At 71.2% G+C, this 12,289-nt stretch carries 9 protein-coding genes and 1 tRNA gene; 7 read left to right on the top strand and 3 right to left on the bottom strand.

What is annotated here, in order from left to right; translation table 11 throughout:
• Positions 1 to 71 precede the first annotated feature (71 nt).
• Genes ASD62_RS10535 through ASD62_RS10525 form a run of 3 tightly spaced genes read left to right on the top strand, consistent with a single transcriptional unit; the run spans position 72 to position 4,416 of the window.
• Positions 72 to 1,562: a CoA-acylating methylmalonate-semialdehyde dehydrogenase gene (locus ASD62_RS10535; protein ID WP_056915921.1), complete on the top strand. Its 1,491-nt coding sequence runs from the start codon at positions 72 to 74 to the stop codon at positions 1,560 to 1,562.
• Between the two features lie 26 nt (positions 1,563 to 1,588).
• Positions 1,589 to 2,977, top strand: coding sequence for an aspartate aminotransferase family protein (locus ASD62_RS10530; protein ID WP_082580709.1), 1,389 nt, complete (start codon positions 1,589 to 1,591; stop codon positions 2,975 to 2,977).
• A 5-nt stretch (positions 2,978 to 2,982) separates the two neighbouring features.
• Entirely contained in the window at positions 2,983 to 4,416 is a 1,434-nt protein-coding gene (locus ASD62_RS10525) for an FAD-binding oxidoreductase (protein ID WP_082580707.1), read from the top strand.
• Here the strand turns inward: ASD62_RS10525 and ASD62_RS10520 are convergent.
• Positions 4,413 to 5,486, bottom strand: coding sequence for a phosphotransferase family protein (locus tag ASD62_RS10520; RefSeq protein WP_056915920.1), 1,074 nt, complete (start codon positions 5,484 to 5,486; stop codon positions 4,413 to 4,415). The two genes, ASD62_RS10525 and ASD62_RS10520, sit on opposite strands and share 4 nt — an antisense overlap.
• A complete protein-coding gene (locus tag ASD62_RS10515; RefSeq protein WP_200956874.1) occupies positions 5,483 to 6,685 on the bottom strand; it encodes an acyl-CoA dehydrogenase family protein in 1,203 nt (400 codons plus the stop codon). Before ASD62_RS10515 ends, ASD62_RS10520 begins: the two co-directional genes overlap by 4 nt.
• A gap of 135 nt (positions 6,686 to 6,820) precedes the next feature.
• Here ASD62_RS10515 and folP point away from each other — a divergent pair, with 135 nt between their 5' ends.
• Positions 6,821 to 7,738 carry a dihydropteroate synthase gene (gene folP / locus ASD62_RS10510; RefSeq protein ID WP_056915918.1) on the top strand — a complete coding sequence of 306 codons (918 nt, stop codon included), beginning with the start codon at positions 6,821 to 6,823 and terminating at the stop codon, positions 7,736 to 7,738.
• Between the two features lie 266 nt (positions 7,739 to 8,004).
• Positions 8,005 to 8,208, top strand: coding sequence for a cold-shock protein (locus tag ASD62_RS10505; RefSeq protein WP_056915917.1), 204 nt, complete (start codon positions 8,005 to 8,007; stop codon positions 8,206 to 8,208).
• A gap of 93 nt (positions 8,209 to 8,301) precedes the next feature.
• Here ASD62_RS10505 and ASD62_RS10500 read toward each other — a convergent pair whose 3' ends face one another.
• Positions 8,302 to 10,215 (bottom strand): penicillin-binding transpeptidase domain-containing protein, encoded by a 1,914-nt coding sequence (locus ASD62_RS10500; RefSeq protein ID WP_056915916.1) that lies wholly within the window; start codon positions 10,213 to 10,215, stop codon positions 8,302 to 8,304.
• 211 nt (positions 10,216 to 10,426) lie between these two features.
• Between ASD62_RS10500 and ASD62_RS10495 the strand changes: the two genes are divergently transcribed.
• Positions 10,427 to 12,016, top strand: a complete 1,590-nt coding sequence (locus tag ASD62_RS10495) for an LCP family protein (protein ID WP_056915915.1) — start codon at positions 10,427 to 10,429, stop codon at positions 12,014 to 12,016.
• Between the two features lie 112 nt (positions 12,017 to 12,128).
• Positions 12,129 to 12,218 (top strand) — tRNA-Ser (locus ASD62_RS10490).
• The last annotated feature ends 71 nt before the right edge of the window (positions 12,219 to 12,289 follow it).

Raw genomic sequence — 12,289 nt, 5'->3', positions numbered from 1 at the left:
GGCGTGCGGCATCTTTGCACCATAGCAATACTTCTATTGTGTTACCAGTGGATGGATCGTATGGTGTGAGCATGACGACGCGCATCTCCCACTGGATCGACGGCCGGCCCACCGAGGGCACCTCCGGACGCACCTCACCGGTCTACAACCCGGCGACGGGTGCGGTCACCGGCGAGGTCGACCTCGCCTCGGTCGAGGAGCTCGACGCGGCGGTCGCCAGTGCCGCCGCAGCGGCCAAGGAGTGGCGCCACGCCTCCTTGTCACACCGCAGCGCCGTCCTGTTCGCGTTCCGCGAGCTGCTGCACGCGCGCACCCCGGAGCTCGCCGCGATCATCACCTCGGAGCACGGCAAGGTGCTGTCCGACGCTGCCGGCGAGATCGCCCGAGGGCTGGAGAACGTCGAGTTCGCCACCGGTGTCCCGAACCTGCTCAAGGGTGGCTTCACCGAGCAGGCCGCCACCGGGGTCGACGTCTACAACATCCGCCAGCCGCTCGGGGTCGTCGCCGGCGTCACGCCGTTCAACTTCCCCGCGATGGTGCCGCTGTGGATGTGCGCCAACGCGATCGCCTGCGGCAACGCGTTCATCCTCAAGCCCTCCGAGAAGGACCCGTCGGCCGCGCTCTTCCTCGCCCAGCTGTGGAAGGAGGCCGGCCTGCCCGACGGCCTCTTCACGGTCCTGCACGGTGACAAGGTCGCCGTCGACGCGATCCTCGACCACCCGGGCATCGCGGCGGTGAGCTTCGTGGGCTCGACGCCGATCGCCAGGTACATCTACGAGCGCGGCACGGCCAACGGCAAGCGCGTCCAGGCCCTCGGCGGCGCCAAGAACCACGCCCTCGTCCTGCCCGACGCGGACGTCGACATGGCCGCTGACTCGGTGGTGTCCGCGGCCTACGGCTCCGCGGGCGAGCGCTGCATGGCGCTCTCCGTCGCCGTCGCGGTCGGCGACGTGGCCCAGCCGCTCGTGGATGCGATCGCGGCCCGCCTGCCCAAGCTCACCGTCGGCAACGGCACCGACCCCGACACCGACATGGGTCCGCTCATCACCGCCGAGCACCGCGACAAGGTCTCCGGGTACGTCGGGGCCGGCCAGGAGGCCGGGGCCACGGTCGTCGTCGACGGCCGCGAGGGCGACCTGCCGACCGACGGGTTCTTCCTCGGCACCACGCTGCTCGACCACGTCACCCCGGAGATGACCGTCTACACCGACGAGATCTTCGGACCGGTGCTGTCGGTCGTCCGCGTGGACACCTACGAGGAGGGCCTGGAGCTCATCAACTCCAACCAGTACGCCAACGGCACCGCGATCTTCACGCGGGACGGTGGCGCGGCCCGCCGGTTCCAGTTCGACGTCGAGGTCGGCATGGTCGGGATCAACGTCCCGATCCCTGTCCCGGTTGCCTACTACTCCTTCGGCGGTTGGAAGGACTCCCTCTTCGGCGACACCCACATGTACGGTCCCGAGGGCATCAACTTCTACACCCGCGGCAAGGTCGTGACGCAGCGCTGGCCCGACCCGGCCACGTCGAGCGTCGACCTCGGCTTCCCGCGCACCCGCTGATCCCCCGAGCCTGCCGAGAGGTCCCCATGACCGACACCACCGTCCAGCAGGGCGTGCTCGACGCCGTCACCGGAGCGACCGAGGAGCAGGTCCGCCGCGACGACCGGGGCCACGTGTTCCACTCGTGGTCCGCCCAGGGGCTCATCGACCCCCTGCCGATCGCGTCGGCCCTCGGCTCGTACTTCACCGACTACAGCGGCAAGCGGTACCTCGACTTCTCGAGCCAGCTGGTCAACGTGAACATCGGGTACCAGCACCCCAAGCTCGTGGCCGCGATCCAGGAGCAGGCCGGTCGCCTCACGACGATCAGCCCGGCGTTCGCCAACGACGCCCGCTCCGAGGCGGCGCGCCTCATCACCGAGCTCGCCCCGGGGGACCTCAACCGCGTCTTCTTCACCAACGGTGGGGCCGAGGCGAACGAGAACGCCCTGCGCATGGCGCGCCTGCACACCGGCCGCCACAAGGTCCTCGCTGCCTACCGCAGCTACCACGGCGCGACCGCGGGCTCCATCGCCCTGACCGGGGACCCGCGCCGATGGGCCTCCGAGCCCGGTATGCCGGGCGTCGTGCGGTACTGGGGTCCCTACCTCTACCGCTCGGCGTTCCACGCGACCACCGAGCAGGAGGAGAGCGAGCGCGCGCTGCAGCACCTGCGCGACCTGCTCATGGTGGAGGGGGCCCACACCGTCGCCGCGATCATCCTCGAGTCGGTCGTCGGCACCAACGGCATCCTCGTCCCGCCACCGGGCTACCTCCAGGGCGTGCGCGACCTGTGCGACGAGTTCGGCATCGTCATGATCGCGGACGAGGTGATGTCCGGGTTCGCCCGCTGTGGCGAGTGGTTCGCCGTGGACCACTGGGGCGTGGCCCCCGACCTGATCACCTTCGCCAAGGGCGTCAACAGCGGGTACGTCCCGCTCGGCGGCGTCATCATCTCCGAGCGCGTCGCGCAGTCCTTCGACAGCAAGCCGTTCCCCGGTGGCCTCACCTACTCCGGCCACCCGCTCGCCTGCGCCTCGGCCGTCGCCTCCATCAACATCTTCAAGGAGGAGGGGATCGTCGAGCACGCCCGGGCCCTGGGTGAGGACGTCATCGGCCCCGGCCTTCGGGCGCTCGCCGAGCGCCACCCCAGCATCGGAGAGGTCCGTGGCCTCGGGACGTTCTGGGCGCTGGAGCTCGTCCGTGACCGCGAGACCCGCGAACCCCTGGTGCCGTTCAACGCCGGCGGCGCCGACGCCAAGGCGATGAACGAGTTCGCCGCAGCCTGCAAGGCGCGTGGCCTGTGGCCCTTCACCCACTTCAACCGCACCCACGTCGTGCCCCCGTGCACGACGACCGCTGACGAGGTGCGCGAAGGGCTGGCCATCCTCGACGAGGCGCTCGAGGTCGCCGACCAGTACTCCACCGGCAGCTGACGGTCATGCCACCCTCCCCGCAGGCAGCGGGGTCGACGGGGACGACGCGCGGCCCGGCCGCGACCCTTGCCGATGCCGCCCTCGCCGACGCCGCACCGTCGGTCTTCTGGCTGGACCGGCCCGACCGCCCGGCACCCCGGCCCCGCCTCGAGGCACCCACCAGTGCCGACCTCGTCGTGGTCGGTGGTGGGTACACCGGTCTGTGGACCGCGCTGCTGGCCAAGGAGGCCGACCCTGGTCGGGACGTCGTCGTCGTCGAGGCCGGCCGCATCGGCTGGGCGGCCTCGGGACGCAACGGCGGGTTCTGCTCGGCCAGCCTGACCCACGGCGAGGCGAACGGCCGCGAGCGCTGGCCGGCGGAGTACGAGCAGCTGCACCGGCTCGGCCTCGCGAACCTCGATGCGATCCAGGACACCGTGCAGCGACACGGCATCGAGTGCGACTTCCAGCGCACCGGCGAGCTCACCGTCGCCACCGCGCCGCACCAGGTGCAGTGGCTGAAGGAGGACCTCGGCGGCGGCACGTTCCTCGACCGCGACGCGATGCGCGCCGAGCTGGACTCCCCGACCTACCTCGCCGGGGTCCACACCCCCGACGAGACCGCGATGGTTGACCCGGCCCGCCTGGCCTGGGGCCTGGCAGCCGCGGCGGAGTCGCTCGGCGTGCGGATCGTGGAGCGCACCAAGGCGACCGGCCTGGACCGCGACGGCGCCGGTATGCGGCTCACCACCGACCGTGGGCACGACCTGCGGGCCGCCCGGGTCGCCCTGGGCACCAACGCCTTTCCCTCACTGCTGCGGCGGACCCGACTCCACACGGTTCCCGTCTACGACTACGTCCTCATGACCGAGCCGCTGAGCGCCGAGCAGCTCGAGTCGATCGGCTGGGGCAGCCGCGCCGGGGTCGGTGACATGGCCAACCAGTTCCACTACTACCGGCTCACCGACGACAACCGCATCCTGTGGGGCGGGTACGACGCGATCTACCACCTCGGCCGTCGGGTGCGCCCGACCAAGGACCAGCGGCCGGAGACGTTCCACCGGCTGGCGACCCACTTCTTCGAGACGTTCCCCCAGCTCGCGGGGCTGCGGTTCAGCCACCGCTGGGGCGGGGCCATCGACACGTGCACCCGTTTCTGCGCGTTCTACGGCTCGGCCCACGACGGCCGCGTCGCCTACGCCCTGGGCTACACGGGACTCGGGGTCGGGGCGTCCCGGTTCGGTGCAGCCGTCACCCTCGACCTGCTCGACGGTGCCGACACCGAACGCACCAGCCTGCAGATGGTGCGGGAGAAGCCGTTGCCGTTCCCGCCCGAGCCGTTCGCGTACGCGGGGATCCAGCTGACCCGGTGGGCGCTGGCACGTGCCGACGAGAACGACGGCCGGCGCAACGCCTGGCTGCGCACGCTCGACCGCCTCGGCCTCGGCTTCGACTCCTAGAGGCGGGACAGGGCCCGGTCGACGAGGAGCGGCACCGAGGCACCGACCCGGTCGTAGCCCTCGCCCATCGACTTCCCCGCGAGGTAGCGCGCGTGGACGCCCTCGAGGATCACGGCCAGTCGGAAGTCCGTGAACGCGCGGTAGTAGTCCAGGCCGGACACGTCACGCCCGGTCACGGCGGCATACCGCTGCGCGATGTCGTCCGTCGTCGGGAAGCCCTCGTGCGCGGTGAGGCCGGCGGCGACGGGCACGGCGCTGCCGTCCTCGCCGGGGCCGGAGTAGTAGGTCAGCCACGTGGCGAGATCGGCGAGCGGGTCGCCGAGGGTGCTGAGCTCCCAGTCGACGACGGCGGCCACGGTGGGGCGGCCGTCCTGCTGGGTGACGAGGGTGTTGTCGAGGCGGTAGTCGCCGTGGACCAAGGTCACCTCACCACCCTCGGGGCGCCGGGTGTCGAGCTGCCGGACCAGCTCGTCCATGGCGGGGAGGTCCCGGGTACGGCTCGCGTCCCACTGACCGCTCCAGCGACGGACCTGGCGCTCGAGGTACCCGTCGGGCTTGCCGAAGTCACGCAGGCCGGTCTCGTCGAGGTCGACCGCGTGGATGGCGGCGAGCACGTCGACGAGGGAGTCGGAGAGCTGGTCGCGCTGGGTGACGGTGAGCTCCGCGGTCTGGGCGGGCTCGCGGTAGACCGTGCCCTCGACGAGGGCCATGACGTAGAAGGGCGCGCCGACGACCTCGGCGTCGGACGTGGCGGCGAGCACCTCGGGCACCGGGACGCCCGTCCGCCACAGGGCCGAGAGGACCCGGGCCTCGCGCCCCATGTCGTGCGCGCTGGGGAGCAGCTTGCCCAGCGGCGGTCGGCGCACGATGACGCTGGCCGTGGGGCTGGTCACGCGGTAGGTGATGTTCGACAGCCCGCCCGAGATCACCGCGGGGGTCCAGTCGGGGCCGAGCTGCGGCACGGCGTCGGCCGCCCAGGCCGTGAACGAGGCCCGCGGGAGCCCGGGGACGTCCTCCGGTCCGCTCGGGCCGGCCGGTGCGGACCGCGGTGCGCCGTCCTGCGGGCTCACGCGCGGACCTCGCCACCGGGGGTGTCGCGGGCCGACAGCCGTGAGGTGGCCCGTCGCGCGGCGCGCTTGGCGATCGACATCTTGTGGACCTCGGTGGCGCCGTCGTAGATGCGGAACGACCTGATGTCACGGTAGATCCGGCCCAGCACCAGCTCCTCGGAGGTGCCCATGCCGCCGGCGAGCTGCACCGAGCGGTCGACGACGCGGCAGGCCGCCTCGCTGGCGAACACCTTGGTGCGCGAGGACTGCTCGCTGCTGCGTTGTCCCTCGGCGATCGCCCACGAGGCGTGCCAGATCATCGAACGAGCCGCGTCGAGGTCGATCTCGTTCTCGGCGATGAGGGCCTGGGCCATGCCCAGGTCCGACAGCGGGGTGCCGAACAGCTCGCGGCCGACCGCCCGCTCGACGGCGATGTCGTGGGCACGCCGGGCGGCACCGAGCCAGCGCATGCAGTGCGTGAGGCGGGCGGGGGCGAGGCGTACCTGGGCGCTCTGGAACCCCTTGCCGACCTCGCCGAGGACGTGGTCGTCCGGGACGAAGCAGTCGCGCAGGGCCACCCGGCAGTGACCACCGACCCCGGTGGCGTCGATGGTGTTGAGGTGCTCACCCACGACGAAACCCGGGTTGTCCGCGTCGACGAGGAACATCGTCGCACCCTCCGGGGCGTCGTCACCCTCGTTCAGGGCCATGACGATCGAGAAGGCCGCGCCGTCGGCGCCGGTGATGAGCCACTTGTCGCCGTTGACCAGCCAGCCACCGTCGGTGCGGCGGGCGCGGGTCCTCAGGGCTGACGGGTCGGACCCGGCGCCGGGCGGGGGCTCGGTCATCGAGAAGCAGGACCGCACCGCGCCGGCGACGAGCGGCTCGAGGTACTTCTCCTTCTGCAGCGCCGACCCCGTCATGTGCAGGAGGTGGATGTTGCCCTCGTCGGGGGCGGCGCAGTTGAGCGCGAGGGGCCCGAGCAGTGAGTAGCCGGCCTCCTCGAGCAGGACCGCGGACTCGTCGAACCGGAACCCGCCACCACCGAACTCCTTCGGCGCCTGGGGTGCGAAGACCCCGGCGGCCCGCGCCCTCGCCTGCAGCTCGAGTCGCAGCGCGTCGGTCATCCCCTCGGCGAACACCGTCTGCTCGAGCGGGATCACCTCGCTGGCGACGAACTCCTCGACCCGACGGCGTTGCTGCTCGACGGCTGGGCTCATGCTGAAGTCAAAGGCCACTCCTCGACACTACCCAGCGCGCTCGCCCCCGGCCCCCGGACGGGTCGTCCAGGTGACCCGGACGGCCGGAGCCCCGGCCAGGCGAGGGCCCGACCGTGGCGGTGCGAGGATGACGCGGTGACCACTGCGGACCCCCAGCCGTTCGACCTTCCCCGCACGCCGCCGCTCGTCCTGCGCGGCCGGACGTTCGACGCGTCCACCCCGGCCGTGATGGGCATCATCAACCGCACCCGCGACTCCTTCTTCGCCGGCAACCGGCACGCCGACCTCGACTCCGCGAAGCGCGCCCTCGAGAACGCCGTGGACGCGGGCGCCGACATCGTCGACGTCGGGGGCGTCCGCGCGGGTCAGGAGGGGGAGGTGGTCTCGGCCGCGGAGGAGATCGACCGCGTCGGCCCGTTCCTCGAGCACGCACGTGCGACCTACCCCGACCTCGTCCTCAGCCTCGACACCTGGCGCAGCGAGGTCGCCCGTGAGGCGGGCCGCCACGGTCTCGACCTGGTCAACGACACCTGGGCCGGCCACGACCCCGAGCTGGTCCGCGTGGCGTCGGAGATCGGTGCGGGAGTGGTGTGCTCGCACACCGGGGGCCTGCCCCCGCGCACCGACCCGGTGCAGGTGACCTACGGCCCGGACGAGCTCGACGTCGTCCGCGACGTCCTCCACACCCTGGGCGCCGGCGCCCGCACCGCGGTGGAGGCGGGCATCCCGACCGAGCGCGTCCTCGTCGACCCGACGCTCGACTTCGGCAAGACGACGGCCCACTCGCTGGTGGTCCTGCGGCACACCGCGGACCTGGCCGGGTTGGGCTTCCCCATCCTGCAGGCGCTGTCCCGCAAGGACTTCGTGGGCGAGTCGCTCGGGCTCGAGGTCGACGACCGGCTCGAGGGGACGCTCGCGGCCACGGCGGTCGCAGCCTGGCTGGGGGCCACGGTGTTCCGCGCGCACGACGTCCGGGCGACCCGCCGGGTCGTGGACATGGTCGCGACCATCCGCGGCGACCGGCCGCCGGTGCGCGCCGTGCGCGGCGTCTGAGGCCGGCGGGGAGCACTCCGGGAGCCTCTCCGACTGGTGAGAAATTGACTGTGGTTGGTCTCCACGATCTGCATCGTGCGTGCTAGCGTCTGTCGCGGTTGCATCAAGCAGTTCCTCGCAAAGGTCGACGAAGTGCCCGCCCTAGCACCATCAGAGCGGGCTTTTCTCATCTGAGGCGGGCATGTCTCGTCGGTGGGGTTGTGTACGGCAGCCTGGTGTTTCGCAAAGTGCGTGGCACCAATGGCTACGAAGGAAAGAGTTACCCCATGGCACAGGGAACCGTTAAGTGGTTCAACGCTGAGAAGGGCTTCGGCTTCATCGCCCAGGACGGCGGCGGCCCGGACGTGTTCGTCCACTACTCGGCGATCGACTCCTCGGGCTACCGCTCGCTGGACGAGGCGCAGCGCGTGGAGTTCGAGGTCACCCAGGGACCCAAGGGTCCCCAGGCTGACGCCGTTCGCCCGATCTGATCCGAGGACTGCTCAACCACAGTCTTCAGCGAGGCCCCCACCGGATCCCGGTGGGGGCCTCGTTCTGTCGCAACGGCGCTCGTCGCGGCGGGGCTACTTGGCCAGCGCGGTGAGGAAGTCCTCGATGACGGGCGCCGCCACCGTGCCGCCGCTCTTGCCCTTCTCGACCAGCGCCGCGAACGCGATCCCGTCCTGGTACCCGACGAACCACGCGTGCGTCTCCGGGGGGTTCTTCGACCCGAACTCGGCCGTGCCCGACTTCCCCCGCACGGCCCCGCCGGGGGCGTCGCGCAGCACCGTGCCGGTCCCGTCCGTGACGACCTGTCGCATGAGCTGGCGCAGCTGGCCGACGGCGTCGGCATCGAGCGGTTTGGCGGTGCGGTCGGCCCCCGACGCGGCCGGCTCGGTCACGAGCGCCGGCGGTATGGCGCTGCCTCGCGCCACGGAGGCGACCATCGTCGCGAGGGCGAGCGGGGAGGTGAGGTTGCGTCCCTGCCCGATCATGGCCGAGGCCTTGTCGGTCTTGCCGTTGTTGGTGGGGATGCTCGCGTCGAAGGCGTTCCCGACCCCCAGCGCCTTGGCCCAGCCGGTGAGCCCGAGGGCATCGGCAGCCTTGGCCAGGTCCCCGTCGCCGAGGTCGGTCGACAGCTTGACGAACGCCGTGTTGCACGAGTGCGCGAAGTCGCTCGCGAAGTCCGGCGTGCCCAGCTCCTCGCCCTCGTAGTTCTTGTAGGAGCGGCCGTCCACGGCGAACGTCTTCGGGCAGTCGACCGACGTCGTCGGGGTCACCTTGCCACCGGTGAGGAGGGCGTAGGTGCTGGCGATCTTGAACGCCGAACCCGGCGGGTACTGCCCGGTCAGGGCCCGGTCGAAGCCGAGCGCGGGCGAGTTGGCCGAGGCGAGCACATCACCGGTCTTCACGTCGACCGCCACCAGCGCCGAGGGGACGTCCCCGGTTCCGGCGACCGCGGACTCGGCCGCGGTCTGCACGTCGGGCGAGAGCGTGGTCTTCACGTCGGTGCCGTCGACCGCCGCCTTGCTGAACAGCGGGGTGTCCGGGTTGGCGCTCGACGTGACCTCGACACCGGGTGTCCCCCCGAGCTGGGTGTCGTAGCGCCCCTGCAGACCGCTCAGCCCGGCGTAGTCGCCTGCGACGTAACGCCCTTCGCTCTTGGCGACGAGCTCGGCGCTCACCGCACCATACGAACCAAGCAGGGGCTGTCCGAACGTCCGGGTCCGGGCCAGCGGCTGCTCGCGGGCCGGGTAGATGACGCCCTTGAGGCCGTCGAGGGCGGCCTTGCGGTCCTGGAAGTCGGACTCCCGGTAGGTGATCACGGCGATGGGCGCCTTGTTCCCGGCCTTGGTCGCCGCCTCGAGCTTGGCGACGAGCGACCCGGCCGGTTCGTCCACCACCTTCTCCAGATCGCGGACCGTCGCGGCCGTCGCGCGGGCCGGGTCGATCTGGACCGGGTAGACCTTGCCGATCGGCATGAGCGGTTGGCCGTCGCGGTCGAGCAGGTCGCCGCGCTTGGCCCACGTGCGGGTGGCGCTGAGCTTGTCGGTCGCCTTGATCGCGGGATGCCACAGCGAACCGTTGGGGGGCGGCACGACGGCCCACTTCTCGCCGTCGCGGCGCACGGTGACGGGCACGTCATACGCCCAGGGGACGTCGCCGCCGAGGGTCCAGGCGACCTTGAGGGTCGAGGTCGCGCGGTCGCCGTCACGGGTCACCGGGCCGGGGGTGACGCTGACCGGGCCCTTGCCGAGACCCGCGGTGGTGGCGGTGAACCCGTCCTGCACCGCCTGCACCTGCACCCCCGCGAAGGTGACCCCGGCCTGCGTGAACGACCGCTGCGACCAGCCCTTCGCGAAGGTGGCCACCGCGGCCTTCGACTCGTCGTCGGCCTTCTGCTCGGCCGCCGTGTGGCGCCACCACAACCCACCGCCGACCAGGGCCGCCACCACGGCCGCCGCGGTCAGGGCCCCCACCAGTGCTCGCTTGTTCATGGCCCCATCCAACCCCACGAGGCTGAGAGCTTCCGTCCCATATGTCCGTGCCCGACGCGTCTTCCACGGTGGGGGCAACCGAAGGGGCGGCTGGGGCGTCACTGAAGTAGACGCATACCCATCGGTCTGCTCAGGTTCCGCCTTTACACTCGGCGGGACGATGCGTCGCCCCGCCACAGCACGGCGGTGCAGTCGAACCAGAGAGGTCCACGTGAGCGAGCCCACCAACGGCTCTGCGCAGGGCGGCACGCCCAGCCAGGATGCAAGTGCCCCGGGGGGCGGCACGCAGGACGACAGCCCGGTCGGCGACCGTTCGCGTCGGCACCAGGGCAAGACGCACCGGCACCCGTGGCTGCGCCGCTCCCTGTTCGGTGTCGCGGCGCTGCTCGTCGTCGTCCTCGTCCTCGGCATCGCCGCCTACGTGAAGCTCAACGGCAACATCAGCCGGGTCGACATCACCAACGCGCTGGGCGACCGCCCCCAGCCGGCGGCGACCACGGACGCCGTCACCAACCTGCCGCCGGTCAACATCATGGTCATGGGTTCGGACAGCCGGGAGGGCACGAACCTGGGGAAGGGGCAGACGGAGTACGGCATGACCGGCGCCCGGTCGGACACGAACCTCGTCGTCCACCTGGCCGCCGACCGCAAGTCCGCGATCGTGGTGTCGATCCCGCGTGACTCGATGACGATGGCGCCGCGGGACTGCCAGAACAAGAAGGACACCGTCGAGAACGGCGTCATGCGCCAGTGGAACCAGAACTTCACCCTCGGCGGGCCGGCGTGCACGATCCGCACGTTCGAGGGCCTCACCGGCATCTTCATCGACCACTTCGTCGTCATCGACTTCCGGGGGTTCCAGAAGATGGTCGACGCCCTCGGTGGCGTCACGGTCTGCACCCCCGTCGCGATCAACGACAAGGACAGCCACCTCGTCCTTCCTGCGGGCAAGAGCAAGGTCAACGGCAAGCAGGCCCTGGGGTACGTCCGCGTCCGCAAGACCGTCGGCGACGGCTCCGACCTCGGCCGGATCGACCGCCAGCAGGCGTTCCTGTCCTCGGTCGTGCAAGAGGCCACGAAGTCCTCCCTGCTGCTGCGTCCCGACAGGCTGTTCCGCTTCCTCGACGCCGCGACCGGGGCGATGACGACCGACACCAAGCTCGACATCGGCGAGATGAAGGACATCGCGCAGAGCGTGCAGGCCATGGGCACCGACCAGATCCGGTTCGTCAAGCTGCCGACGACGGTCTACCAGCCCGACCCCAACCGCGTTCAGTGGCTCCCGTCGGCCGAGTCCATCTGGAAGTCGATCCGCGAGGACAAGGCCCTGCCGGGCACGAAGGTCCCGTCCAGCCCGACGTCGACGTCATCGCCGACGACCACCGCGGCGGCGCTGACCGTGGCCCCCGGAGACATCTCCGTGCGCGTCACCAACGACTCGGGCGTCGCCGGCCTCGCCAAGCAGGCGGCTGCTGACCTGTCCATCCAGGGCTTCAAGGTCCAGACCTACCTGACCGGCACCGGTGACAAGACGTCCGGCGTGCTGGTCCGCTACGGCCCCGGTAAGAAGGCGGCGGCGCTCACCGTCGCCGCAGTCTTCCCCGGCGCCAAGGTCAAGTCCGACCCCACCCTCGGAGCGACCCTCGAGGTCAGCATGGGACTGGACTCCCCGGACGCCGTCGAGATCCCCAACCGCGAGGGGACCGAGCCGCTGCCGAAGCCCTCGGTGACCGCCAAGAGCAACCCGACCGACACCCAGACCATCGCCGCCCGCACGGCGAACCAGGACATCTGCAGCTGACCTCCGGGGCGGCCGGGCCGCTCGATCCTCGACGTGCTCGGGGGGTCGCTTTGCTCCTGCGCGCGGCGTCCGGATACCCTGTGCGGGCTCGGTCGACCTGTCGTCCGGGCGTGGAGACGTCGCCTAGTCCGGTCTATGGCGCCGCACTGCTAATGCGGTTTGGGTTTATCGCCCATCGAGGGTTCAAATCCCTCCGTCTCCGCAGAACGCACGAAGGACCCGACACGCTTTTGGTCGGGTCCTTCTTGCGTTCTCTGGACTGCACCCGGGATT

Source organism: Phycicoccus sp. Root563, from assembly GCF_001427915.1.
In the GTDB taxonomy this organism is placed as follows: Bacteria; Actinomycetota; Actinomycetes; order Actinomycetales; family Dermatophilaceae; genus Pedococcus.
This window is presented reverse-complemented; position numbering and strand designations above follow the sequence as displayed.